Origin of the sequence: Actimicrobium sp. CCI2.3 (genome assembly GCF_035019065.1) — a bacterium.
Taxonomy (GTDB): Bacteria; Pseudomonadota; Gammaproteobacteria; order Burkholderiales; family Burkholderiaceae_D; genus Actimicrobium.
On the sequence record NZ_JASJWR010000002.1, the window covers coordinates 22049 to 48014 of the forward strand.

Here is a 25966-nt window from a genome sequence, read left to right on the forward strand (position 1 = left end):
GGTCCCTTCAACCCCACTGAAAGTGTTTTATGGCTGACGAAATCCTGCAACCGATATTCCAGATTCAGCGTGTCTATCTGAAAGACCTGTCGCTCGAACAACCCAATTCACCGGCGATTTTCCTGGAGCAGGACGCGCCGACAATGGAAGTTGCCGTTGACGTCGGTGCCGAGCCTCTGGCCGAAGGCATCTTCGAATCGACCGTAACCATTACCGTCACCGCCAAGATCGGTGACAAGGTCGCCTTCCTGGTCGAGGGCAAGCAGGCTGGTATTTTCGAGGCACGTAACATTCCTCAAGATCAGCTTGATCCTCTGCTGGGTATCGGTTGCCCGAATATCGTGTATCCGTATTTGCGCGCCAATATTGCCGATGCGATTACTCGTGCCGGATTTCCGCCCGTTCATCTGGCTGAAATCAATTTTGAAGTGTTTTACCAGCAGCGCCTGCAAGCATTGGCCGAGCAGCAAAATACTGCCAATCTGCAAATGCCGGACGGTGCTGCCACCACCCACTGATGCCGTGACCGGCATGCCGCGTGCATGCCGGTTTTGCATCCCCCTCGGAGTCGCGCAATGAAATCTGTTCACTTGCATGGTGTCGTGGCACTGCTATCGCTGTGCGCAATCGGCCAAGCTCACGCACTGGACTACAAATCAATCGGCGCTGCGCCAGCCGTGCTCTACGACGCGCCTTCCCAGCGAGGAAGGAAAGTCTTCGTTGCCCCGCGCAACATGCCAGTCGAAGTCATCCTGACCTACGGCGAATGGAGCAAGGTGCGCGACGCCAGCGGCGATTTGTCTTGGGTCGAATCGAGGCTGTTGGACGCGAAACACCATGTAATCACCAAGGCGGCGGGTACACGCGTGCGCAGTACCGCAGACGACACCGCGCCCGTTGTGTTTACCGTCGACAAGAGCGTGATCCTGGAAGTCACCGAGTCGTCAACGTCTGGCTGGATTCAGGTTCGGCATCGTGACGGCCAGGGTGGATTTGTCAGGGCTGCCGATGTCTGGGGTGAGTAAGCTAGCTTCGCGGCGTTCGCTGCGATGAACATTACCCTGCTCGGGGCCGGTGCCTGGGGAACGGCACTTGCCGTGTCGCTGGCCGAACGCCATGCGGTTCAACTGTGGGGGCGCGATGTCGCCGCAATGCGCATTGCCTCCGAACGGCGTGAAAACGTCGACTATCTGCCTGGCATCACGCTTCCGCAGTCCCTGTTGCTCACCTCTGATTTCGATGCTGCCGTTTCCCATTGCGCCGCCAGCGATTCGCTGCTGATTGTGGCGTCGTCGGTGGCGGGACTGCGACCGATCGTGCATCGACTCGTCGGGCGATCGCCGACCAATCTGGTCTGGCTATGCAAAGGCTTTGAAGAAAACAGCGGACTGCTGCCGCACCAGATCGTGCCGCAGGTGCTGGGTGAGGACGTCCCCTGTGGGGCGTTGTCCGGACCCTCGTTTGCGATGGAAGTGGCCCGCGGATTGCCCGGCGCATTGGCGATCGCGTCGGCTAGTGCCGCATTGCGCAGCAGCGTCGTCCAGGCAATCCATGGTCCGCAATTACGTATCTATGCCACCGATGACGTCATCGGCGTCGAGGTCGGCGGTGCCGTCAAGAATATCCTGGCCATCGCCACGGGTATCGTCGATGGGTTGGGCTTGGGTCTCAATGCCCGGGCAGCGCTGATCACCCGCGGTCTCGCCGAGATCACGCGACTGGGCGTGGCGCTCGGCGGACGCAGTGAAACTTTTATGGGACTGGCGGGCATGGGCGACCTGATCCTGACCTGCACGGGTGACCTGTCGCGCAACCGCAAGGTGGGTCTTGCACTGGCGCAAGGAAAAACGCTAGCCGCAATTGAACATGAGTTGGGGCATGTCGCCGAGGGAGTGCGCTGTGCGCGAGAAGTGCGCACGCTGGCCGCTGCCTTGCAGATCGAGATGCCGATCACAGACGCCGTCGCTGGAGTGCTGTTCGATGGCAACGCGCCGAGCGAGACGGTGGCGTTGCTGTTGGCGCGGGAAGCCCGCAATGAGGCAGCTTAAATTCCTTAGCGCAACTTAACTGCTGTTTTTAGGTTGAATTTTGTCAAATAAATCTAAAGATCACGGGTTTTCGCTATTCATTTTTCAACTAAGGTTTATTCTGTAGTCATGTTTTATTGATAATCGGAAGATGCCATGAAAAAACTTATTGCAGGACTCGCATTAGCTGCTTTCAGCTTGATGGCGCAAGCCCAGAATCTGGTGGTGAATGGCAATTTTGAAGATAATTTGAATGCCTGGACTGAAGTCGTTTCCGGCAGTCCTCCCGCTAGCCAGCACGGCGTAATCAACTTTACTCCGTCAGGGCCAAACAACTTTTATTCGGTCGGCACTGTCGACCCGACCACCTTGTCCCAGTCGATTAACACCGTTGCGGGCACCCTCTACGATCTGAGCTTTGAGTTGCGTGGAGTAACTTCTCAGGAACTGCCGATAAACTATGCCAAGGTTCTGTTCGGTAATTATTCTTTCGAGCCTGCGAACTTCTACGGCGGATCGTTCACCAGATTTACCTACAAGGGTCTGCTTGCAGGAACCGGGCCTTCACTCTTGAGCTTTACGGCAAGCAGCGACCTCAGCTTCGTACACCTGGATAATATTTCTGTTCAGGTCAGTGCGGTCCCGGAGCCCGAAACCTACGCAATGATGTTGCTTGGCCTGGCTCTCGTTGGTTATGTGGCGCAGCGCCGTCGCAAGGCCTGAAAACTACGTTGTTGTTCGTCTCCGTTCAAAAAAGCCTCGATAAATCGAGGTTTTTTTTTCGAGGTCAACATCCGATGTTGGGATCTGTCCGTATAAATTTGTGAGAGTTTCGTGATGTAGAGGGCTTACAGTGCGGCACTTTTCACTTATATCGCACTCATATCGCTGGTATCGTTGCGCAATCGACGATTAGGCAGGCAACGCCGACCAGTTTTGACTTGGTGCCGGGAGCGTTTCCCTTATACTTAAACTCAATCCACAATCCAACACCCCATTCCTATGACTACTGCTTTTCATGTTCCTGATCGTCACACGCTCCGTGCTGCTGCCGCACGAGGGTTCACTCTGATCGAGATTATGGTTGTTGTCGTGATTATGGGCATTCTTGCTGCACTGGTGGTGCCGAAATTGATGGGGCGTACCGACGATGCACGCGTCACCGCTGCCCGTCAGGATATTGCCACCGTGATGCAGGCCTTGAAGCTCTACAAACTCGACAATCAGCGCTATCCGACTACCGAGCAGGGCTTGTCCGCACTGGTGAGTAAGCCGACCAGCGGTCCGGAAGCGCGTGGCTGGAAAACGGGTGGTTACATCGACAGGTTGCCGAAAGACCCATGGGGCAATCCCTATCAGTACCTGTCGCCCGGGATCAAGGGAGAAGTCGACGTCTTTTCGTTTGGTGCCGATGGTCAGAGCGGTGGTGCAGGTAACGATGCCGACATTGGTTCCTGGGACCTGTAGCCCACCGCGATGCTGAGCCATTTTCGTTCTGCCAGTCACCAGTCGCGGGGTTTTACGTTACTGGAGCTGCTGGTCGTCATGGTGATCGCCGGTGTGATGCTGGGAGTGGTGTCTTTTAATGCGATGCCTAGCGCACGGCAAGTGCTGGAAACCGATGCCCGGCGTATCGCGTTGCTGCTGCAGCTTGCCCGCGATGAAGCGATTGTGCGCAACAGTCCGGTGGCGTTCGAAGCCGATGCGCAGCGTTATCGCTTTCTTGTGCGTACAGACAATGTCTGGCAGGTGATCGACAAAGACGACTTGCTGCGCGAGAGGGAATTCAAGCGCGCGCCACTGACCTTGCTGATTAATCCGCCGCTTCCGCCTGTCAGTGGTCCGATGCGCATCGTTTTTGGTCGCGAGCCGGTCGACAAGCCGTTCGTGCTGACGCTGGAAGCCGAGGATGCGCGGGTCGATATTTCTGCCGATGGCATCGGCCACTTCGTGGTGGACTGAGATGAGCATGCCCGGATATCGCGCCCGTTGTGCTGGTTTTACGCTGCTGGAAGTGCTGGTTGCGCTCGTTATCGTCGGCACCGCGCTTGGTGCCAGTTTGCGTGCCGTCGGCAGTCTTACCCAGAACAGCAACGACTTGCGTGCCGCCATGATGGCGACGTGGTCGGCCGAAAATCGCTTGACTGAGATCCGTCTCGCGCACATCTATCCGCCACTCGGCAAAACCGTATTCGAATGCCCGCAGGCCGAAATGCGACTAGTGTGCGAACAGGAAGTCCTGTCGACCCCGAATATCAATTTCCGTCGGGTCGAAGTGAGTGTCTACGATGTGTTGTTACCGTCCCGTCGCATCATCAAGCTGAATCAACTTGTCAGTGCTTAAATTGCCTCTCTCCCCCCGGCATTCGCGGCGTGGTTTCACGCTGATCGAGTTACTGGTCGCCATCACGATCTTGGGTGTGATCGCCGTACTCGGCTGGCGTGGACTCGACAGCATCGTCCGAGCACGCCTCGCACTGACCAGTGATCTCGAACAGACGCATGGCATGCAACTGGCCTTCGCGCAGATGCAAAGTGATTGCGGCCTGATTGCCGACGCCGTCTTGCTTGGTACTCGCCCCAATTTGCTATCGGATCAGGGGCGTTTGCTGATCGTGCGCAAGGTCTATGCTGAAAATCAGCCAAGCAGGTTGCAAGTAGTCGCCTACCGACTGCGTCAGGGTGCGTTGATGCGCAGCGAGTCCGATGCAACACGCGACCTCGATCAGCTCGACCAGTTCTGGCAGGCGGCCAGTGCTGACACGAACAACAGCAACAGCGTGACCCTCAAGACTGGCATCGATGCCATGACGGTCAAGTCATGGGACGGCAATGCGTGGAGCATGGTGCAGCCTGTCGCGACGGCAAATAATGGCGTTGCCCCGCCGCCGGGTACGGTGGCACCAGGTCGGATGGCGATGAAAGGCTTGCAAGTAACGTTGCAGCTTCATGGGCAACAAGCCTTGCTGGTCAAGGCATTTTTACTGGGGGCGGTATGACCCCATCCCATCTGTGCCAGTACCGACAACGGCAACGCGGTGTTGCCGTGATCACGGCCTTGCTGCTGACGACGCTGGCGGTGACCATCGTGGCCAGTCTGTTCTGGCAGCAGCAGGTGCAGGTGCGCTCGATCGAAAATCAGCGTACCCAGTTGCAGAAACAATGGATCTTGCGTGGAGCGCTGGATTGGTCGAGCCTGATTCTGCGGTCGGATACCAACCAGGTCGATTACCTTGGCGATCCCTGGGCCATCCCGCTGGAAGAAGTCCGGCTCGATGAGTTTGTTGAAAACGGCAAGCAGGATGCCGATGCCAGTAGCGCTGCGCTGTCCGGCTATATCGTCGACGCGCAGTCACGGTTGAATGTGAATGCCCTGGTACGCAATGGTGGCGCGCTCAGTCCTGCCGATGTGGCCGCTTTTGCAAAGTTGCTCAACAACCTCAGAATTTCCTCGGCCAATGCACTGGTCAATGCGACCGTGAGTTACCTTTTAACGGTACGTCAGCCACCAACGGCCGTCGTGGCGAACACGGGATCGGGCAATCCCACACCGGACAGCACTACCGCCACCCAATCGCAATCCAGTGCGCACATGATGCCGCTGAGTCAGCTTGATGACTTGCTTGCCATCCCCGGTTTTACAGAAGAAATTTTGCTTAAAATCAAGGATCACGTCATTGTGCTGCCTTTTAGCGAGAGCAAGATCAATGTCAATACCGCCTCTGCCGAAGTCTTGTCTGCGGTCATTCCTAGATTGAGCCTGTCGGATGCTGGCACGCTGGTGGCCAGCCGTGAACGCGCCTATTTCAGGGATACTGCTGATTTCAACAATCGCCTGCCAGCAACAAATGCAACACCAGCAACCAGCGCAGTTTCCCTCGACGTCAAAACCGAGTACTTTCTGGTTAATGGCAAAGTGAAGCTCAATAATGCGGTTCTGGAAATACAGTCGCTAGTGCAGCGACGCGGGTCGGCAGTCACGATCCTCTGGACCCGAGAAACCTAGAAAGCGAACGGAACCTTTTGAGCACACTCTACATTCGCTTGTTACCTAAAGCCGAAGCCGAACGCCTCGACGAACTTGGCCAGTCAGGATGCGCATACGCGCTGGTCACCGACGGTGGTGCGATTCAGAAAGAGGGCGCGTCGCAGCTTGCCGATTTGCGTGCTGTCATTGCCGAGTCAGAGCGCGTCACGCTGCTGCTAGCTGCCAGCGACGTGACCCTGTTGCGCATTCGCGTGCCACCGCTGTCGCCCGCGCGACTACGCGCCGCACTACCCAATATGCTGGAAGAAAAATTGATGTCGGACCCGGCAGAGTGCGTGATTGTCGCCGGCGCGATGGCCGACGGTTTGCGCACGGTCGCTGTCGTGCAGCGGTCCTGGCTGGAACGACTTGTGCAATTTTTTACCGCGCAGGGTGCGCGTCATCTCAGCGCTTTGCCGGCACAACTGTGCGTGCCGTACCAACCTGGTGTCGTGTCCGCTGTCATGCTCGAGCATGCGACAGATCTGGAGCTGGTGATCCGTCTTAACGAACAGGAAGGCATAGGGATCGCGGTATTGCCGGACCAGGTAGAGAGCGCGTTGCAGGACACCCTGCAGACGCTATGTGCGGTGGTGCCGCTAGCGCCGATGGCGTTGTACCTCACTCCATCCAGTGTGCCGACTTGCCAGTCATTGCTGGACGACGGGCAGCATGAGCGTATTACGCTTTTCCCCGACAACTGGCTGCGCTGGGTGACCACTGCACGCGGTGTGACGTTAAACCTGATGAGCGGCCTTGGTGTGGCCGGAGGCAGTGGCCTGAATTTGGGACCGTGGCGGTGGACCATCGGTCTTGCCGTCGCGACGCTGCTCATTAATGTGACGGCACTCAATGTCGACTGGTTGCGTATGCAGCGCGAAGCGAGCGTACTGCAAGCCAGCATGATCCGGACTTACAGGGCTGCGTATCCAAAAGAGACCGCGATCATTGATCCCATCGTTCAACTACGCCAGAAAATCGCTGCCGGACAGCGCGCGTCCGGCCAGGCGGCACCAGATGATTTCACGAGCTTGCTGGCCGCATTCAGTGATGCCTGGAATAGCGTCATGCAAGGAAGACAGTCGCTGGTGATTGCCGGCATCGAGTATCACGACCGTGGCTTGCAGATCAAGCTCAAGCCCGACGCACAACCGCCTCTGGAGCAGATCAAGGCCGCACTGGCGCAGCGTCAGCTCAGCCTGTCGCAACAAAATGCCGGTGTCTGGCAGATCAGGAGTAGCAAATGAGTAATTCGAGTACTACGTCCAATTTGCGGACCAGCATCCAGGGCGCACGCGAATCCGCAGCGACATTCTGGAATGACCGGAGTGCGCAGGAGCGCAAGCAGTTGCTGGTCATTAGCAGCGTGCTCCTGCTCACACTGTTGTACCTGTTGCTGATCGCTCCCGCTTTGTCAGGGCGCGAGCAATTGCGCAATAGCCTGCCGGAGTTGCGCCAAAAGGCGGCCGAGATGCAGCAACTGTCACGCGATGCCGCAGCGCTGTCGGCCAACATCGCGCCGCCGCCGCCGCTGTTGTCAAAGGAAATCATGGACACGTCGCTCGCCACGCGCGGACTGAAACCGCAAAGCGTGGTGGTCTCCGAGGACGTCGTGCGTATCCAGTTGTCATCGGTGTCGTTTGCCGCATTGGTCGACTGGCTCGGGGAAGTACAAAAAACCGTCCGGTTGTCGGTCATCGATGCGAATATCACTGCGCAAACGGCGAGCGATACAGTCAATGCAACGCTCACTTTGCGCCAGCTAAAGAGCGAGAGCCGGAGTGAGTAAACAAGCGCGGCGCTGGCCGCGTGTCGCATTGTGGCTACTTGCCGGAATAGTCATGATGGTGTTGACGGTGCTGGTGTTTTGCCCAGTCAGTTGGATGGCACGACTGCTTGAAAAACAGACCGCCGGTCGCCTGATACTGGGAGATCCGCAAGGCTCGTTGTGGCGCGGGTCTGCCTTCATCGGCGGCGCAGCGGGCGACAACGAACCGGTGACGGCGCTGTTGCCTGGCCGATTTTCATGGCAATTGTCACCGCTGGTGCTGGTGGGGGTGGTCGATTTGACGCTGGAAAATCCGGCTGCATTATCGAGTCCGGTGCAGGTCACGGGAAGCTGGAGCGCCTGGACAGTGAGTCCGGCCGTGCTGACCTTGCCGGCAGAACGACTTGCCGGGCTTGGCGCACCACTCAACACGGTGCAACCGTCTGGCGTGATGCAGTTGTCGTGGGGGCCGCTGGAACTGGCGCGCAACGGTCCTGGTGTTGATCTGATCGGCAGCACGACGCTGGACTTGCGTGATGTCGCTTCGCGGATGTCGCCGGTCCGCCCGCTGGGCAGTTACACCGTACAGATGGATTGGCAAGGTAGTAAAGCCACGCTGCAATTGAAGACCCGAAGCGGACCATTACTGCTCTCTGGAAATGGTTCGTTTGCCGACGGCCGACTGCGGTTTTCAGGCATGGCAGAAGCCGATGCAGGGCATGCAGACCAGTTGTCCAATCTGCTCAATTTGCTGGGTCGGCGCCGTCGAGACGGTGACCGCGACGTTATCGCGTTAGAGTTTAAATAATGGAAAATTACCTCGTGCACACACACCACTCTATTTCCCCGATCCAGCCAAGATGGCGTCGGATCAGTGCCGCGGCTCTGCTTTTGTGCGCAGTGGCTGGCATCCCGCAACCACTTCTGGCCGCCGATCCGCCAGCAGGTTCTGCCGTGATGAATTTCGTCGGGGCCGATATCGAGTCCGTGATCAAGGCCGTCGGACAATACACCAGCATGACCTTCATCATCGATCCGCGCGTGAAGGGCACGATCAGCCTGGTGTCAGAAAAGCCGGTAACAAAAGCGCAAGCCTTCAGTCTGCTCACCTCGGCGCTGCGCTTGCAGGGTTATGCAGTGGTGATCGGCGAGGACTTCGCCAAGGTCGTGCCGGAAGCCGATGCGAAATTGCAGGCGGGTCCGTCGCAAGGACTCAACGTCAAGGGCGATCAGATTGCAACGCAGATTTTTCGACTTAATTACGAATCGGCTGCCAACCTCGTGACGGTATTGCGGCCGCTGATTTCGCCGAACAATACGATCAACGCCAACCCCGGTAACAACTCGCTGGTGATCACCGATTACGCTGATAACTTGCGTCGCCTCGGCAAGATCGTCGCCTCGCTGGATGCGCCGGCCAGCGGCGACGTCGATATCATTCCGATCCGCTATGCGATCGCCAGTGACCTTGCGCAAATTGTCACGCGTCTGCTCGATTCCGGCGCCACTGTAGGCATGGCCGATGGTGGCAAGATCAGTGTGCTGGCAGACAGTCGCACCAACTCGCTGGTCATTCGTGCGCCGTCGCTGGCACGCGCCAATCTGGCCAAGTCGCTCATTGCCCGTCTCGATCAGCCGACCGCGCAACCCGGTAACGTCCATGTGGTGTACTTGCGCAACGCCGATGCGACCAAGCTTGCGCAAACCTTGCGCTCGGTGATGACCAACGACACGTCGGCACCACAGCAGCAATCGCCAATGCAATCGCAGCAGCAATCGCAGCAACAGCAAGGCTTCGGTCAGAGCCAGGGCGGCGGCATGACTGGCAGCAGCATGCAGCCATTGCAACAAAGCGGTTCGTTGTCGAATCAGTCTTCTTCAGGTGGCGCGGGCGGAAGTGCTGCTGGCTTTATCCAGGCCGATGCAACGACCAATACGCTGATCATTACGGCCAGCGAAGCGGTCTATCGCAACTTGCGAGTCGTCATTGACCAGCTTGATGTGCGCCGGGCCCAGATCTATATCGAATCGCTGATCGTCGAAGTCTCGGCCAAGAAGGCGGCTGAATTCGGCATCCAGTGGCTTGGACTTTCCGGCAATTCAAACAGTAATTATCGGGTGGGTGCAGCCAGTACTTTTTCAACGGATAACATCGCCGGCCTCGCGGCCGCTGCCAAGGCGGGCACGGTTCCTGCTGTTGGTGCCGGTCTGACGCTGGGCGTGTTCCGTCAGATTAATGGTGCGCTCGGACTCGGCGCACTGGCGCGGGCGCTGGAATCGGATGACGGAACCAACATCCTGTCGATGCCGAACCTGATCACGCTCGATAACGAAGAAGCCCGCATTATTGTCGGCCAAAACGTACCGTTTATTACCGGTCAGTACACGACTCAGGCATCCGGCGGCGGTAGCGGTGTCAATCCGTTCCAGACCGTCGAGCGCAAGGATGTGGGCTTGCAGTTGCGCGTGCGGCCGCAGGTTTCGGAGGGCGGCACCGTGAAGATGGCGATCTACCAGGAAACCTCGGCGGTCCAGAGTTCGACAAATACGGCCGGCATCATCACCAGCAAACGCTCGATCGACACCAACGTACTGGTCGATGACGGCCAGATCATTGTGCTCGGTGGCTTGATCGAAGACACGCTCGAAGACGGTAATGAGCGCGTGCCGGGACTGGGTGATTTGCCAGTCGTCGGCAACTTGTTCAAGTACCAGAAACGCAATCGCACCAAGACCAATTTGATGGTGTTCCTGCGGCCGACCATCATCCGCAGTAACGAGCAAAGCCTCAGTCTGTCCGGTGACCGGTACGACTTGATGCGCAAGGTCCAGCAGCAATCGCAACCGGCCGAATCGCTGGTACTGCCGAATATGACCACACCGACCTTGCCGGTGCTGGAGAACGGCATGCCGGGCGGTGGCAACATGGTTCGCCCGATTGCGCCAGCGATGGGACTGCCGCCAAAGGTGACACCTGAGCCGGCACCGATCCAGAATTAACCTGATTTCAACGAGCCGCCATGATAGATGCACGACTTTTACCGTTTGCTTTTGCCCGCGACTTCGCGTTGCTGGCGCATCGCCTGACGTCCGATAGTGCTGTCGAGGTCTGGGTGTCCGATGCCACTCAGGCCACGGCGGTGGCCGAAGTCAGCCGTCGCTTCGGTCGCATCAAATTGCGCTCGATGCCGCACGGCGAACTTGAAGAGGCCATTGCCCGTGCCTATGCCGGTTCCGGTGGCGATGCGGCGCAAGTCATCGACGAGTACGAGTCTGACCTTGACCTCAACAAGCTCATGCTGGACATGCCTGCGGTCGAGGATTTGCTCGAATCGGCCGATGACGCGCCGGTGATCCGGATGATCAACGCACTGCTGACGCAGGCATTGCGCGAAGGGGCCTCGGATATCCATATCGAACCATTCGAGCAAATTTCAGTGGTGCGGTTTCGTATCGACGGTACGCTGCGCGACGTCGTACGTCCCAAGAAAGCCATCCACGCGTCGTTGATTTCGCGTATCAAAATCATGGCCCAGCTCGATATTGCCGAAAAGCGTCTGCCGCAGGACGGTCGGATCACCCTGCGGGTTGGTGGAAAGCCGGTTGACGTGCGTGTCTCGACGCTGCCGACAGGACACGGAGAGCGTGCGGTACTGCGCTTGCTGGACAAGGAAGCCGGTCGACTTGACCTGGAACACCTCGGCATGAGCGAGACGGTGATGCCGCAGTTTGATGAGTTGATCAGCCAGCCCCACGGCATCGTGCTCGTGACTGGCCCGACCGGTTCGGGCAAGACCACGACGCTGTATGCCGCGCTGTCGATGCTCAACGTCTCGACCACCAACATTCTGACTGTCGAAGATCCGATCGAGTACGAGCTGGCCGGAGTGGGTCAGACCCAGGTCAACCAGCGTATCGACATGACGTTCGCCAAGGCGTTGCGGGCGATTTTGCGGCAGGATCCGGATGTCATCATGATCGGCGAAATCCGCGACCTCGAAACAGCACAGATTGCCGTGCAAGCTTCGCTGACCGGCCATCTGGTGCTGGCTACCCTGCATACCAATGATTCGGCGGCCGCCGTCACGCGCTTGCTCGACATGGGGATCGAACCGTTCCTGTTGTCGTCGTCTTTGCTGGGTGTCGTGGCGCAACGGCTGGTGCGCAAGTTATGCGCCGAGTGCCGCGTTTTCGACGGCACGTACTGGCAAGCAGCCGGATGTGAAAAATGCGGTGAGACCGGCTACCACGGACGCGTCGGCGTCTACGAATTGCTGCGTACAACCGAGGCGATCCGGGCGCAGATCCATAATCAGGCTTCGGAAGCCGATGTCCGCAATGCGGCCCAGCGCGATGGTATGCGCACCATGCGCGAAGACGGTGAGCGCTGGCTCATCAACGGCGTCACCACGCAGGCAGAATTGCTGCGCGTCACAAAGGATTAACGCGTGCCGGCATTTCGCTATGAAGCCGTCGACGATGACGGCAAAACCAAAAAAGGCGTACTCAACGCCGACAGCGCCCGCGCTGCCAGAGCGGATCTGCGCAGTCAGGGCATGACGCCGATCACGGTGGGTGCGATTACCTCCCAGGTCGATGAGTCTGGTCAGACCAAGGCACGCAGTTTTGGCGATAAATTATCAACCAACGAACTGTCCTTGTTCACAAGGCAACTGGCCAGCTTGCTGGAAGCCAGTTTGCCGCTGGAGCAGGCCTTTTCGGCCCTGCTGGAGCAGGCTGAACGCACCTATTTGCGTGACCTGATCGCGTCGATCCGCTCGGAAGTCATGGGTGGGGCGTCGCTGTCGGATGCGCTGTCGCATCATCCACGCGACTTTGCCGATATTTATCGTGCGCTGGTCGCCTCTGGCGAGCAAATTGGCCAGCTGGCCAAGGTGTTGTCGCGCCTGGCCGACTATATCGAACGACGCAATGCGCTGGTCCAGAAGGTCAAGTTAGCCTTCACCTATCCGGCCATCGTCACGGTGGTGGCCTTCGCCATCGTGATTTTCCTGTTGACCTATGTGGTGCCCCAGATTGTTTCGGTATTTGCCAACACCAAGCAAAAATTGCCATTGCTGACCATCATGATGCTGGCCGTGTCGGATTTCGTGCGCAACTATGGATGGATGGTGCTGATCGTGGTTGTCGCATTCGCGTTTGCCTGGCGCGCGGCGCTCAAAAACGTCGATATCAAGCTGCGCTGGCATACCTGGCTGCTGACGGCACCACTGTATGGCAAGTTCGAGCGCAGCCTCAACACGGCGCGGTTTGCCAGTACGCTGGCCATCACCACCGGGTCCGGTGTGCCGATCTTGCGCGCCCTGCAGACCAGCCGGGATACGCTGTCCAATATCGCCATGCGACAGCAGGTTGAGGAGGCGGCCAACAGTGTGCGCGAAGGCGTTGGCCTGGCACGTGCGTTGTCGGCACACAAGCACTTTCCGCCAATGCTGATCCACATGATTCGTGCCGGTGAAATAACCGGCGAATTACCGGCAATGCTGGAGCGAGCCTCGAATGCTCAGGAACAAGATCTGGAGCGGCGTGCGCTCACTATCGCCGGCTTGCTCGAACCGGCACTGATCCTGGCGATGGGTGTGGTCGTGCTACTGATTGTACTGGCGGTACTCATGCCTATTATTGAAATTAACCAGCTGGTGAGGTGATGATGACTATCCGTGTAACTCTCTCAAGCTGTTGGCCGCACCCGGAAGGAATCGCATGAAGCGCGTGTCGTTAGTCGCCAGTTTTTTGTTGTTCATGGCGCTGTGTGCCTCAGCGACCTACTGGACGCTGCAATTCATGAAGCCGCCACAAAGACCGACGGTCGGTGTGGTTCAGCCAGCTCGGAGCGACGCCTCACTGGACGCGGCTGCAGGGCTGTTCGGCGGGCGTGCGGCAAAAGTGGCACTGGCTAGCAATTTTCAGCTCAAGGGTGTGGTGGTTGCTGGCAATGCAGGTGAAAGTGTCGCGATCTTGATAGCTGACGGCAAGCCGCCCGTGGCCAGCGGTGTCAACAGTGAAGTAATTCCTGGCGTGATCGTCAAGGAAGTTCACGACCAGTATGTCTTGTTGTCAGAAGGCGGCATCGTCAAGCGTGTCGAGTTGCAGGAGGGATCGAAGACCTCCATGCAGCAAGTGAATTTGTCTGCCGTATCGCCGCCGTTGATGATGCGGCCCGTACCTGCTCAGCAGCCAGTGCCGGTGCCAGTGGCACCAGCGATGCCTGCTACGTTCGTGACACCGGCAGACCAGCAGGGCCTGCCGGTGATGCCGCCCTCGAGCGTAGAGCAGGCCCCCGGGACACTTCCCAATGTCCCGCCGGGCATACCGCCAGGAATGGGTGGGAATAACCCGAATCAGCGCGGTAGGTAAATGGAAGTCTGGTCCGAGTCTGTTCGCGCCAACTAGAGCACGTAACGCGACAGATCTTCGTTGATGGCCAACGCACCAAGTCGCTCGTCGACATAAGGTGCCGTGATCTCGACCGTTTCACCCTTGCGCTGGGTAGCATCGAACGACATGTCTTCGAGCAGTTTTTCCATCACCGTATAAAGGCGGCGAGCACCGATGTTTTCGGTTTTTTCGTTGACCGAATAGGCGATTTCAGCCAGCCGGCGGACACCCTCGTCAGTGAAGGTGACCGTCAGATTTTCGGTCGCCAGCAAGGCCTGGTATTGCCGGGTCAGGCAAGCATCGGTTCCTGTCAGGATGCGTTCAAAGTCGGCAATCGACAGGGATTCGAGTTCGACCCGAATCGGAAAACGCCCCTGCAATTCGGGGATAAGGTCGGACGGTTTGGCCAGATGAAAAGCACCTGACGCGATAAACAGAATATGGTCGGTGCGGATCATGCCATATTTGGTGTTGACCGTTGTGCCCTCGACCAGTGGCAGCAAGTCGCGCTGCACGCCAGCACGCGAAACCTCGGCACCACCCGTTTCAGAGCGACTGGCAATCTTGTCGATTTCATCAAGGAATACGATACCGTTCTGCTCGACATTATTGATTGCCTTCTGCTTGAGCTCGTCTTCATTGAGCAACTTGCCAGCTTCTTCTTCGATCAACAGCTTTAGCGCTTCCTTGATCTTGAGCTTGCGCGATTTCTTGCGGTTGCCGCTCACGCCAGAAAACATCGTCTTGATCTGCTCGGTCATTTCTTCCATGCCGGGTGGGGCCATGATCTCCATTTGCGGGCCGCTATCGGCTACTTCGATTTCAATCTCGTGATCGTCGAGCGATCCTTCGCGCAAGCGCTTGCGAAAAGTTTGGCGGGTCGTGCTACCGGCAGCAGGTGTCCCGTCCGTCGCCACTGGCTGGATGCCAAAATCGCGTGCCGGCGGCACCAGAATATCGAGGACCCGTTCTTCGGCAGCCTCGGCTGCGCGGTCACGGACCTTGCGCATTTCGGATTCACGGGTCTGCTTGATTCCGATGTCGATGAGGTCACGGATGATGGTGTCGACGTCGCGCCCGACATAGCCGACTTCCGTAAATTTGGTCGCTTCGATTTTGATGAAGGGGGCGTCGGCGAGACGCGCAAGCCTGCGCGCTATCTCGGTTTTGCCGACACCGGTCGGTCCGATCATGAGGATATTTTTTGGGGTAATTTCGTGACGCAGCGGTTCGGCAACTTGCTGGCGGCGCCAGCGATTGCGTAACGCAATGGCGACCGCGCGTTTGGCGTTGGCCTGGCCAACGACGTGCTTGTCGAGTTCGGTCACAATTTCTTGCGGGGTCATGTTCATCAGCGTAGGAGTAGAGGTCATTCCAGCGTCTCGATCGTATGGGAAAGGTTGGTGTAAATACACAGCTCACCGGCGATCGTCAGCGATTTCCGAACGATATCGGCGGGAGACAAGTCTGTATTTTCCTGCAGTGCCTTGGCGGCGGATTGCGCAAACGCACCGCCCGAGCCAATTGCTCCGATGCCGTCTTCGGGTTCCAGCACATCGCCATTGCCGGTGATGACCAGCGTGGTTTCGTGATCCGCCACAAGCAGCATCGCTTCAAGGCGTCGCAACATGCGGTCGGTGCGCCAGTTCTTGGCCAGTTCGACCGAGGCGCGCATCAGATTACCTTGATATTTTTCGAGCTTGGCTTCGAACAGTTCTATCAGTGTGAACGCGTCTGCGGTTCCGCCGGCGAATCCTGCCAGCACCTTGCCGTTATAGAGCTTGCGCACCTTGCGAGCGGTGCCCTTCATGACGATATTGCCGAGAGTTACCTGGCCATCTCCTCCTAGTGCGACCAGATTGCCGCGTCGGACAGAAAGAATCGTCGTTCCGTGAAATTGTTCCATGCCACCCTTTCAAAAGTCTTGTGCAGCAACTGGCTCAGGACAAGCCGCATCGCTACGTCAACATTAAAAATGGGGCTGGTGCGGGCGATTGCAAGCCAGGGTCGCTGCAGCGGCTATTCTTTGCGCGGAGTGATGCGGGCGATTTCGCGTAGACCCATGACATTGAACAGCGCTGTGACGAGTTGGTTGACGTTGTGTAGTTCGATGACACGGTCTTTCGCGGCCAGTGGTGCCAGGCAACTGAGCAGTTGCCCCGCCGCGCTGAAATCGACCCGCGCAAGATGCTTGCAATCGATGATTGCAGGATTGTGCTGGGCAGCGAACTGGGTAATCCTGGTGATCAGGTCGGCCTTGCCATCGACTAAGACCGGCATCATAAAAACGTTTTCCGGTGTCGGTGGTCGGTTGGTCGTGATGGCGGACACCTCGGGTGGACTGAGGAAAGCTGGTGGCGAGACTTCGAACGTGATGCAGTAATCAATACTGGTGTCTTCAAAGTCCTGTTGCCTGTTTTGTAATTGCAGCAGTTCCAGAAGTAAAAGCCAATCTGCTTCGTTGCCGCCACGGCGACCCGTTTCACACCTTGCATGGATCCGGTCCGAGAATGCGCTGGCATGGATCAGTTCTACGACGCACCCTGCATCCTTCAACTGTTTTAGTGTCACGAGCAACATCTGGCAGCCTTCGCTGGTGATGGCGGTCAGACGAGTGACATCGAGTTTTATTTGCGTATTACCAACGGCTAATTGTCGGACTCGCTCGAGCTGCTTTTGAATGGATGCATCGAGATCGCCGGATAGCGCGATAGGGGCGCGGGTTGGCTGTGCTGCGGCAATGGAATCTGACTCTTTCTGCACGGGTGCAATCCAAGTCGGTGGCGAACATTCGAATTTGTTCGCAAAATCGGCTGCGAGCTTCTCGAATGCGGCTTGGCGCCCGGTGATTTGATACAGGTCGAAGAGCATGGCCCATACCGTACGTGATGCGTCGCCGGTCTGGTTGTCTTCTATCGCGTCGAGCAACATGCTTTCAACGATTTCATTCTGATCGTTGGCAAACAAGATCGCTGCTTCTTCAATGATCGGTGCGGTTTCAGAGAAGGGTAATTCAACTTTATGGAGGCCGACGTCGCCACCGAGCATGAAGTCTGTCGACATGGCCAGTCCTGGCAGCGTGTCGAGGAATGCGTCACTGGCACCTTGTTGCGGTGCGTTGCCAGCACTCGCTTGAACGGTTCCAGTCTGACCCGGGGATTGCCGTGTCGGTACGTCATGGAGACCTGGCAAGGTCCCTGGTGGGCGAGTCAGCTCGTACGACATCTCACTTTCAATCGCGTCAATCTTTAGCGCGGTTTTGCGTGCGGCATCTCTTTGTATACCTTGGGAACTTGCAGCGCGTTCAGCGGTGAGTGCTGAGTCAACTGAAACGATAGCGCCGCCTCGCTTTCGCCGTGGCGCGTCAATTTCCGAGAGTGGAGAAATCTCTCGTTGATTTTTTTTGCCTAGAAATGAAAAAAAACCCACGGCATTCCTGAAAGGTTGGTCAGACGCAAAAAATGTGAAAGTACGCGCGTGCGTGCGTGGTTTATCTATCGTTTAAGTTCTTTTATCGTTATCGTGCGGTGCTTAGTTCTCTTGCTTCGTCCTGGTGAGTTCGTCTGAATTGGTACCGACTCACTTATCCATACTCGTATCGAATGAGCTGTCAAAACATTGCTGTGGCTTAGTCACCGTAAAGCTTTTGTTTCAATTCGCGTCGTTGTTGCGCTTCCAGTGACAGCGTCGCTGTCGGTCTTGCCAGCAAGCGCGGTATGCCGATTGGTTCACCCGTTTCCTCGCACCAGCCATACTCTCCGCTATCTATGATCCCAATCGACTGCTGTACTTTTTTTAGTAGTTTGCGCTCACGGTCACGTGTCCGCAGTTCCAGCGCATGCTCCTCTTCGATCGTCGCACGATCGGCCGGATCAGGAACTAGTACGGTTTCGCGCAAATGCTCGGTGGTTTCTCCGGCGTTTTTAAGTAGATCTTTTTCGAGTTGCTGCAAACGTGCCTTGAAGAAAGCCAACTGCGCTTCGTTCATGTAATCCTTCTCGCTCATCTTGAGCAATTGCTCTTCGGTCATCAGAGCACCGTCGGAGGATATTGAAGAATTTGTTTTGGTTGTTTTGGTTGCCACTTCGGTTACTTTCGAGACTGCAGTTCGTTGGATATTACCCTCAAATCCAGCGCTGGCATTGTTAATGCGCAGAGTTGTGCCGGATTGGGGCGCTTAGGCTCTAAAGCGCTCTGTTGCAACTAGCTGGTATATCTGGATGATGCAGCATATGATCAGAAAAACACCATGAAGTTGTTGTTCGTGACGGTCTTCCCTGGGTATTGCCACTTACGTCACTTCTAGGCGGAATTTGTAGCATCAGCGGCTGATTCGAATGCTGACAGCCAAGCTCGACAAAGCTGTCTTCGACAGTTTATACCAAACACTGTTCCAGACCATGAATAAAAATTTCTTCTGGTAAGTTTTTACCGATAAAAACCAGCTTGCTTTCCCGTTTTTCGGTATCTCCCCATCGTGCACCAATGTCACTTCCCATGATTTGGTGCACGCCTTGAAACAACACTTTTCGGTCTGCGCCATCGACGGCCAGCACACCTTTGTAGCGCAGCATGCGTGGGCCATATACCTGCACCAGGCCGCCAAGAAAGTCATCGAGTCGTGCCGTATCGAAGGGGCGCAAACTTTTAAATACAAACGCTTTGATGTCGTCCGTGTGACCTGAATGGTGATGATCGTGACCTGCATGCTCATTGCAATCATGGTCATGATCGTGGTCCTCTTCCTTGGCCAGGAAAGCCGGGTCGATATCGAGCTTGTCATTGAGATTAAAGCCCCGAATGTCGAGAATATCTCCGATCGGGGTCATGCCGAAGGCACTCTTGCCGATGGCTGCACGCGGATTGATCCGCCGGATACGTGCGGTTAATCGTTGCATTGCTTCATCGGTTACCAGATCGCTTTTGGAAATCAGTATCCGGTCAGCAAAGCCCACCTGGCGCTGTGCTTCTTCGTGATCATCGAGTTGCTGCATGGCGTGGTTGGCATCGACGACAGTGATGACTGCATCAAGCATGTACTGGCTGGCGACAGCATCATCGATGAAGAATGTCTGTGCAACTGGACCGGGGTTGGCCAGTCCGGTCGTTTCGATGACGAGCCGGTCAAATTGCAACTCGCCCGCATCACGACGTGCTGCCAGCGCGGTGAGGCCGACAATCAGGTCGCCGCGCACCGTGCAGCAGATGCAGCCATTGTTCATTTCGATGATCTGTTCGGAACTGTCCTGTACCAAAATCTCATTGTCGATATTTTCAGGACCGAACTCGTTTTCGATAACGGCAATACGAAAACCGTGCGGTTCTTGCAGGATACGATTGAGTAGCGTCGTTTTACCGGCACCGAGAAACCCGGTCAGGATAGTGGTAGGAATGAGAGCCATGGATCAGTTCTATGCGCGTGAGCGTTCAATGGTTATAGTTTGGGAGATGGAGGCATTTTCCAAATTTCCAATAGCCGATCGGTGCACGGTCATTTGGATGACTGACACGTTCAATTCAAGACTTTTTCTTGGCGCGAGGATGAGCCGCATCATAAACCTGCGCTAGCCGCTGGAAATCCAGCGCGGTATACACTTGCGTCGAGGTGATCGTGGCATGGCCCAGCATTTCCTGAACCGCTCGCAGGTCTCCCGATGATTGCAGCAAATGCGAAGCAAACGAGTGACGTAATACATGGGGATGCACGTTGGCTGGTATGCCGATCCTGATCGCATGCGCTTTCAGTCTTAGCTGGATCAGTCGCACCGAAATGCGGCTGCCGCGTGTACTCAGAAAAAGTGCATCGGGATCCGCATTGGCGACCGAACTCCGCATGGCGAGCCAGTGTTCAATGGCCGACAGCGCAGCGCGTCCGACCGGTACGCTGCGCATCTTGCTCCCCTTGCCTGTGACGATGACTTCAGCGCCTTCAATATCTATCCATCCGACAGATTGGTGATGAATATTTTTTGTGTAACGAATGTCGAGTGCTGCGAGTTCGGAGACGCGCAATCCACTCGAGTAAAGCAATTCGAACATCGCGTGATCGCAACCATGTTGGATTGTCTGATCGATATCCACGTTAGCGGCGCCTGAAACCAGTCGCACGGCGTCATCGGTGGACAGTGCTTTTGGCAACGGTGCGCCGCGCCGCGGTGCCTTCACGCCATCGACAGGATTAACGTGTACCGCGTCCTGTTCAGCGAGCCAGCTGAAAAATCCGCGCCAGGCCGATAGCTTGCGTGCAATCGAGCGCGGGTCGAGCCCACGCCCATGCATTTGTGATGTGAACCGGCGTATCTGTAGCGAAGCGAGATCCGTCAGTTCGCGTCGCGGCTCCAGTGTTGCAGCCATTGCCGACAGTTCAGCCAAATCCCTGCGGTAACTGCTGATCGTCAGCGGCGCAAGATGGCGCAAATTTTTCAGCGTATCCAGATAGGCATGGACTTGCCGTTCCGACGTAGAGATATCCATTCGGAATACGGCTGTTTATTCCAGCAGGCAGGTCAGCGCTGCGCTGGAAGTGGTGCCAATGTTCACCAGGAAGTCCGTCGCCATGTCAGCGGTGAAGCGCTGCGGATCTGCCGAGCCCAGTACCAACATGCCAAACACGTCGGGCGCTGCGCCAACGCGTAAGGGCAACATCGCTATTGACTGAATTGTCGGGTTGTCATCGAACCATGTTGCGGCCTCATATTCATTATTCCAGCCACAGAACGGCGCATGGAGACTGCCGGCAAAGAGACGAACATCTTTCGATACGGGAGCGGCAAACCAGGTATGGGAAAACTCAGGGGCCACCTGCCAGAGACGCAGTGCGGCGTGTGGTACCGAGAAGAGCGTCTTGAGTCCATCCACTAGCGCATGCGGCAAGTCCACATCGCTGCGTGCCAGTAACAGGGCACGCGTCCATTGCTGAAATTTCTCTGAGATGGCGTAATTTTCCTGTGCAAGGCGCGTCAGTTCGGCCAATCGCATCTCCATCGTTTTGATTTTTTGCCGGAGTATCTCCATTTGCCGCTCTTGCAGCGACAGTGTGCGTCCGCCCAATGCGCTGCTCAATTTGATTTTTCCCAGCAGTTCGGCATGGTCTTCAAAGAATTGGGGCGTTTGTTCCAGGTATTCGGCGATGGCGCCTGCGTCAAGTTTGCATGTCATGGGATGGCGTTCTTATAAGAATCTCGCTGCGCCTCCACTCGTCGCTTCGAGCGGATGGGTGCCTGCGAAATGATGGGAAGAATTCTAACCGACATCGGAGTGCCGGATTCGCAAGTTGGTGCAGCTGATGAAAGTGGCTTCCGTGAAGCACTTGATTCCCTTCCTCTTACCATTTTTCGATGGGGCGCGTTCAGAACGGCATCGTCCACGCGATGGCCTTCAATCGTTGTGAGGCAGGCCAAATAGCCACAGTAAGTGTAATCAAATGATACGGGCACCATGGCATTTAAGACAACATTGATATTAATCATGGTCTGGTATGTGTTCGTGATAAATCCTTGCAACTAGGAATATTAATTAATCACAACCAGAAGTGAAAAATGGCAAATCGGGAAGAGTTACTGGTTATACGGGCGGCACGTGCTGGTCAGGCACCCGCGCAACTTGCGCTGGGCAAACGTTATTTGTTTGGCGGCGCAGGTTTGCCAAAAAGTGCAACGACAGCGTTGTACTGGTTGGATCGCGCTGCGCATCAACAGCAAGACGAAGCCTGGCTCTTGATCGGTAGCCACATACCGTTCGAAGCTGCTTCCCGCGTCGCGCAACCGACCTCGCTGTGTGTTTGGTACGAAAGAGCGTTTGACTCCGGTGTCTTGCAGGCGGGTCTGGTTCTGGCCAAATTGGTACTGGCACAGGCAGGCGATTGCGCCAGCGATGTCTTGCGCAGGAAGGCATGGATGGCGCTGGAAGCTGTGGCACACGCAGGGTTCGGTGAAGCGCAATGGCTCATGGCGCAGTTGATCGGACATGCCAATGGCTGCGATGGGTCCGACCTTCGCGCACTGTCCAGTCATTCGTTTCATTCGACCAGTCTTAAGATGCCCGCTAATGACAACGCAAAAAAAACTGTTCTGGAATGGACTGTGCGCGCAGCCGACGGCGGTGTCACGCGCGCACAATATGCCCTCGCCGACTATGCGTGGCACGCCGGTAATCATGACAATTTTCTGCGATGGGCATTGCCATTAGCACGTCAGGCCATGGTAAGAAGGCAGTCTCGTCCCATGGCTGATTTGCCAGAAGAGCCGATGATCGACGAAGCGTCATTGCTGGCGCACTGCTGTGAAGTATTAATGGCACGGGGTGATTTTGATGCGATGGAGCTTGAGTGCTTTCTGGAGGCTGCCGCTAGCGCTGGCGATCCTCAGTCATGCCTTGCCCTCGGATTATGGTTCGGACGCATGGACTGCAAAGGAACGCGTTTGACAGAAGTACGCGGCTTGGCCAATTACAAGAAGGCGCTGCGCTGGCTGGTCGCTGCGGGGGAGCAGGGATTGGCAGAGGCCTGGTTCGCTACGTCCCGGATTTACCTGAAGCCCGAGTTTTCTCAGCGTAATTTGCTTGATTCACATTACTACGTCCAAAAAGCGGCAGAAGCCGGCCATACGGTGGCGCAGCTGGAGCTGGGCATGGCAGCATGGCGTGGTCGGCGCACTGATCAATCCAAGGATGTAGAAGCGGCTTTTTGGCTTCAAAAAGCCGCCGTGCAAGGTAACGAGCAAGCGCAGCAACTCATTCAAAAAATTACCGACGTGCCGGTCCGTGCATCGTGGGCTGAGGCGGCGAGTAAAAAGCTGGTTTATGACAAAAATCGACCTGTTCCATTTTTGGTTGCGCGGCTTGAACTGGCAGTCGTTTTCGGACTATCTCGTGCCGAGGCACTGTTGCTCAACGTGAATGCCGCTGATTGCGGGCATTGTCTGCTGATCGATATCCGTGATGTTCATCCGCGGAGCAAGCGACGCCTGATCCTGATTGAGTCAAATGAACAGCGACAGACATTGAGCCGACTCGCGCGGTTGTTCGAGGATGTCGACTGTGGCATCAAAGGCCCGGAAGGTAATTACCGGCAACGGTTGTATCGTCTCAGGGTGCTGGTGCCGGACTAGTCTTCAGCCGGCAAGGTAATTTCGCCTTCAAAGACAGTGACTGCGGGGCCGCTGAGCATGACATGAGAAGTGCCGCCATTCCAGGCGATCGATAGCGTTCCACCGCGCGTCTCCACCCGCACGGGTGTGTCCAGTTGTCCCCGCCTTATGCCTGATACGACTGCCGCGCAAGCACCCGTTCCGCAGGCTAACGTTTCTCCGGCACCGCGTTCAAAGACGCGAAGCCGGATCGTATGTCGGTCCAGAATTTGCATGAAACCGGCATTGACGCGATTGGGAAACCGGACATGATGTTCGATTGCCGGACCATCGAGCGCGAGGTCGGCGTTGTCGACGGAATCGACGATTTGTACCGCATGCGGATTACCCATCGAGAGTGCCGACATCATGATGGTGCGACCGTTTATTTGCAGAGGCCAGAGCGTGTCGTCAGCGACATCGGTACTGCTGAGTCCTGTCACATCGAACGGGACTTGCTCGGGAAGCAATACTGGCGCGCCCATATCAACCGTAATGCTGCCGTCTGCTTCAAGTCTCGGTCTGATGATGCCCTTCATCGTGGCGACCTTCAGCTCGGTTTTTGCAGTCAATTTTTTTTCAGTCACGAACCGGACGAATGCCCGTGCACCGTTACCGCATTGCTCCACCTCGCCACCATCGGCATTAAAAATACGGTATCTGAAATCGATATCGGTAGCCTCGGATGCCTCAACAACCAGAATCTGATCTGCGCCCACGCCGAAACGCCGGTCTGCCAATTGACGCCATTGCGCCGGTGTCAGGTTGATCTGCTGGTTGATCGCGTCGATGACAATAAAGTCGTTACCGGCACCATGCATCTTGGTGAATTTGATTTTCATTGGCGGATTATAAGCTGGCCGGATGGGAAGTAATGGGAGGTTTGCCGACGTTCGCGTAGACACTTTCTTTCCCTGTTGGTCGGGTCTTGAACCGTTTGTGAGTCCAGAAATATTCATTCGGTGTTTCACGAATGCGGTCTTCAATGAAGGCATTCATTTTGCGGGTTGCTGCGATCATGTCATCGCCCGGGTAGTTCTCCCAGGCAGGATAAAAAGTGACTTTCCAACCGCGATAATTTGGCAGGAATGTAGCGATCACCGGGATCACTTTTGCCCCCGTGGAGGCGGCGATCCGCGCTGGTGCCGTCAGCGTGGCTGCCGGAGTGCCAAAAAACGGGACGAACTCGGCATCTTTTGCACCAAAGTCCATGTCTGGCAACATAAAAAATGGCAGCTTTTCGCGCATTGCACGCAGTACGGGCTTGATGCCTTCTGCGCGCGAAAACAGTTTGATCGGACGAAAGCGCGAGCGACCTTTGCGCAGCGCCTCGTCAAACACCTTGTTTTGCTGCCGGGTGTAGATCGAGCACAGTGGTGACTCCAGCAGGACGGCGACGCCGGCAACATCAAGGCAGACGAAATGCGGGCAGAGCAGGATCGTCGGACCCGCCTGAATTTGTTCCAGTGGAACGCATGGTTCGATGATGATCAGCCGTCGCAGTCTGGCTTCCGAGGCCCACCAGAGCACGCTGCGTTCCAGAATGGCGCGTGCGTATCCCTGGAAATGTTTGAGCGCAATGTGCTGCCGTTGCTGTTCCGTCAGTTCAGGCATGCACAAGCGCAGATTGATCAGCGTGATGCGACGTCGTGAGCGGACGGTGACAAACAGCAGACTCCCGACTACAGCGCCAAGTCGTCCCAGTATCGGCAGTGGCAACCAGTGAAGCAACCACATCAGCCCGAGCAGCAACCTCATAGTCCGGACTCCGGTAAGTCAGCGGGAAGGACACCTTCCGGTGTCTTGTAGCGGTTGTAACTCCATAAGTACTGCGCAGGCGAGCGCGCGATCAACTGCTCCATCGCGGTATTGATGGCATGCGCTTGTTGTTGCGGATCGTCGTCAAGGACGCCGTCGAAGGTCGAGAAGCGGATCACGTAGCCGCGCCCTTGCGGCAAACGTTCGGCGTACGACAGCAGCAGCGGGGCACCAGTCATCCTGTGCAGTTTTGCCGGTAGCGTCATTGTGTAAGCTTTCTTGCCAAAAAAATCAGCCCAGACGCCTTCGCCATGTTGGGGAACCTGATCGGGCAGCAGGCCGATTGCGCCACCTGATTTAAGGGCTTTCAGTAGCGCGCGTACCCCGCGCAGATTCGCCGGAGCGAGGATCAGGTTGTGGCGTTGCCGTGCACCTTCGATCAGCGGCTTCAGGATGCTTTTGCGAGGCGGACGATACAGTGCGGTCAATGGCAGTCGGGTGGCGATGGCCTGTGCAATGATTTCAAAGCAACCCAGATGAGGAGTCAGGAAAATTATGCCGCGACCCTGGTCAATGACCGATTGTGCGACATGCCAGTTTTCTATCGTGGCCTTCGCGAGGACTTTGTCCTGCGGCGCGCACCAGATAAAAGGCAGTTCAACGATGTTCTTGCCGGATTCGCGTATGGCAGCAGGCAAGTCAGCGGCGTAACCGGCTAGCTGCAAATTGGCGTCCAGTCGCTGCCGGTAGCGGGCCGAAAAGCGATAAACGAGGCGGCCCGTCAGGGAGCCAATCTCGTGCAGCACGGATAACGGAAGATAAGACAGCAAGCGAAAAAGGGTGACCAGTATCAATGAAGGAA

General features: G+C 56.5%; 27 protein-coding genes and 1 pseudogene. 18 read left to right on the forward strand and 10 right to left on the reverse strand.

From position 1 onward, the window contains the following. The first annotated feature begins 29 nt into the window (after positions 1-29). The 16 genes from secB to QN370_RS01435 all read left to right on the forward strand — a co-directional run bounded on the left by secB (position 30) and on the right by QN370_RS01435 (position 14200). Positions 30-518: a protein-export chaperone SecB gene (gene secB, locus QN370_RS01360; RefSeq protein ID WP_322128981.1), complete on the forward strand. Its 489-nt coding sequence runs from the start codon at positions 30-32 to the stop codon at positions 516-518. 57 nt (positions 519-575) lie between these two features. Then, positions 576-1025 carry an SH3 domain-containing protein gene (locus QN370_RS01365; RefSeq protein WP_322128980.1) on the forward strand — a complete coding sequence of 150 codons (450 nt, stop codon included), beginning with the start codon at positions 576-578 and terminating at the stop codon, positions 1023-1025. Positions 1026-1049: 24 nt separating this feature from the next. Then, positions 1050-2048 (forward strand): NAD(P)H-dependent glycerol-3-phosphate dehydrogenase, encoded by a 999-nt coding sequence (locus QN370_RS01370; RefSeq protein WP_322128979.1) that lies wholly within the window; start codon positions 1050-1052, stop codon positions 2046-2048. 135 nt (positions 2049-2183) lie between these two features. After that, positions 2184-2750, forward strand: a complete 567-nt coding sequence (locus tag QN370_RS01375) for a PEP-CTERM sorting domain-containing protein (RefSeq protein WP_322128978.1) — start codon at positions 2184-2186, stop codon at positions 2748-2750. Between the two features lie 279 nt (positions 2751-3029). After that, positions 3030-3494, forward strand: coding sequence for a type II secretion system major pseudopilin GspG (gspG, locus tag QN370_RS01380; RefSeq protein WP_322128977.1), 465 nt, complete (start codon positions 3030-3032; stop codon positions 3492-3494). A gap of 9 nt (positions 3495-3503) precedes the next feature. Beyond that, complete coding sequence (locus QN370_RS01385) at positions 3504-3989, forward strand: GspH/FimT family pseudopilin (protein WP_322128976.1); 486 nt, start codon at positions 3504-3506, stop codon at positions 3987-3989. 7 nt (positions 3990-3996) lie between these two features. Then, positions 3997-4371: a type II secretion system minor pseudopilin GspI gene (gene gspI / locus QN370_RS01390; protein WP_322128975.1), complete on the forward strand. Its 375-nt coding sequence runs from the start codon at positions 3997-3999 to the stop codon at positions 4369-4371. Further along, entirely contained in the window at positions 4364-5026 is a 663-nt protein-coding gene (locus tag QN370_RS01395) for a PulJ/GspJ family protein (protein WP_323581662.1), read from the forward strand. The genes gspI and QN370_RS01395 overlap by 8 nt, the downstream gene beginning before the upstream one ends. Beyond that, positions 5023-6033, forward strand: coding sequence for a type II secretion system minor pseudopilin GspK (gene gspK, locus QN370_RS01400; protein WP_322128974.1), 1011 nt, complete (start codon positions 5023-5025; stop codon positions 6031-6033). The genes QN370_RS01395 and gspK overlap by 4 nt, the downstream gene beginning before the upstream one ends. Before the next feature lie 17 nt (positions 6034-6050). After that, positions 6051-7301, forward strand: coding sequence for a type II secretion system protein GspL (gene gspL / locus QN370_RS01405; RefSeq protein ID WP_322128973.1), 1251 nt, complete (start codon positions 6051-6053; stop codon positions 7299-7301). After that, positions 7298-7843 (forward strand): type II secretion system protein GspM, encoded by a 546-nt coding sequence (gene gspM / locus QN370_RS01410; RefSeq protein WP_322128972.1) that lies wholly within the window; start codon positions 7298-7300, stop codon positions 7841-7843. Before gspL ends, gspM begins: the two co-directional genes overlap by 4 nt. Before the next feature lie 52 nt (positions 7844-7895). Continuing rightward, complete coding sequence (gspN, locus tag QN370_RS01415) at positions 7896-8630, forward strand: type II secretion system protein N (protein WP_323581657.1); 735 nt, start codon at positions 7896-7898, stop codon at positions 8628-8630. Next, a complete protein-coding gene (gspD, locus tag QN370_RS01420; RefSeq protein ID WP_322128970.1) occupies positions 8630-10822 on the forward strand; it encodes a type II secretion system secretin GspD in 2193 nt (730 codons plus the stop codon). The genes gspN and gspD overlap by 1 nt, the downstream gene beginning before the upstream one ends. Before the next feature lie 20 nt (positions 10823-10842). Further along, positions 10843-12267, forward strand: coding sequence for a type II secretion system ATPase GspE (gene gspE, locus QN370_RS01425; protein WP_322128969.1), 1425 nt, complete (start codon positions 10843-10845; stop codon positions 12265-12267). Positions 12268-12270: 3 nt separating this feature from the next. After that, positions 12271-13491, forward strand: coding sequence for a type II secretion system inner membrane protein GspF (gene gspF, locus QN370_RS01430; protein ID WP_322128968.1), 1221 nt, complete (start codon positions 12271-12273; stop codon positions 13489-13491). Positions 13492-13546: 55 nt separating this feature from the next. Next, positions 13547-14200 (forward strand): hypothetical protein, encoded by a 654-nt coding sequence (locus tag QN370_RS01435; protein WP_322128967.1) that lies wholly within the window; start codon positions 13547-13549, stop codon positions 14198-14200. 32 nt (positions 14201-14232) lie between these two features. Here the strand turns inward: QN370_RS01435 and hslU are convergent, their stop codons facing one another. From hslU to QN370_RS01470, 7 genes are all read right to left on the reverse strand, one after another. Further along, positions 14233-15573, reverse strand: a complete 1341-nt coding sequence (gene hslU / locus QN370_RS01440; RefSeq protein ID WP_322129208.1) for an ATP-dependent protease ATPase subunit HslU — start codon at positions 15571-15573, stop codon at positions 14233-14235. A 17-nt stretch (positions 15574-15590) separates the two neighbouring features. Next, positions 15591-16127, reverse strand: coding sequence for an ATP-dependent protease subunit HslV (hslV, locus tag QN370_RS01445; protein ID WP_322128966.1), 537 nt, complete (start codon positions 16125-16127; stop codon positions 15591-15593). A gap of 113 nt (positions 16128-16240) precedes the next feature. After that, positions 16241-17284 (reverse strand): STAS domain-containing protein, encoded by a 1044-nt coding sequence (locus QN370_RS01450; protein ID WP_322128965.1) that lies wholly within the window; start codon positions 17282-17284, stop codon positions 16241-16243. Between the two features lie 565 nt (positions 17285-17849). Beyond that, positions 17850-18254, reverse strand: coding sequence for an RNA polymerase-binding protein DksA (dksA, locus tag QN370_RS01455; protein ID WP_322129207.1), 405 nt, complete (start codon positions 18252-18254; stop codon positions 17850-17852). A gap of 343 nt (positions 18255-18597) precedes the next feature. Next, the gene (locus tag QN370_RS01460) at positions 18598-19623 is read right to left on the reverse strand and encodes a GTP-binding protein (RefSeq protein ID WP_322128964.1); all 1026 of its coding nucleotides are present in this window, start codon (positions 19621-19623) and stop codon (positions 18598-18600) included. Between the two features lie 115 nt (positions 19624-19738). Further along, positions 19739-20695 (reverse strand): tyrosine-type recombinase/integrase, encoded by a 957-nt coding sequence (locus tag QN370_RS01465; RefSeq protein WP_322128963.1) that lies wholly within the window; start codon positions 20693-20695, stop codon positions 19739-19741. Positions 20696-20710: 15 nt separating this feature from the next. Next, positions 20711-21379 (reverse strand): DUF484 family protein, encoded by a 669-nt coding sequence (locus QN370_RS01470; RefSeq protein WP_322128962.1) that lies wholly within the window; start codon positions 21377-21379, stop codon positions 20711-20713. 380 nt (positions 21380-21759) lie between these two features. On the opposite strand from QN370_RS01470, the pseudogene QN370_RS01475 reads away from it, so the two are divergent. Further along, positions 21760-21903: pseudogene (locus QN370_RS01475) on the forward strand (hypothetical protein); the annotation flags it as partial. A 213-nt stretch (positions 21904-22116) separates the two neighbouring features. After that, on the forward strand, positions 22117-23328 hold the full coding sequence (locus QN370_RS01480; protein WP_322129216.1) for a hypothetical protein: 1212 nt from the start codon (positions 22117-22119) through the stop codon (positions 23326-23328). Here QN370_RS01480 and dapF read toward each other — a convergent pair. The 3 genes from dapF to QN370_RS01495 are packed head-to-tail and all read right to left on the reverse strand — an operon-like array spanning position 23325 to position 25955. Continuing rightward, a complete protein-coding gene (gene dapF / locus QN370_RS01485) occupies positions 23325-24188 on the reverse strand; it encodes a diaminopimelate epimerase (protein ID WP_322128961.1) in 864 nt (287 codons plus the stop codon). The genes QN370_RS01480 and dapF overlap by 4 nt on opposite strands. A 7-nt stretch (positions 24189-24195) precedes the next feature. Further along, the gene (locus tag QN370_RS01490; protein WP_322128960.1) at positions 24196-25104 is read right to left on the reverse strand and encodes a lipid A biosynthesis acyltransferase; all 909 of its coding nucleotides are present in this window, start codon (positions 25102-25104) and stop codon (positions 24196-24198) included. Continuing rightward, the gene (locus QN370_RS01495) at positions 25101-25955 is read right to left on the reverse strand and encodes a lysophospholipid acyltransferase family protein (protein WP_322129206.1); all 855 of its coding nucleotides are present in this window, start codon (positions 25953-25955) and stop codon (positions 25101-25103) included. Before QN370_RS01495 ends, QN370_RS01490 begins: the two co-directional genes overlap by 4 nt. Between the last annotated feature and the right edge of the window lie 11 nt (positions 25956-25966).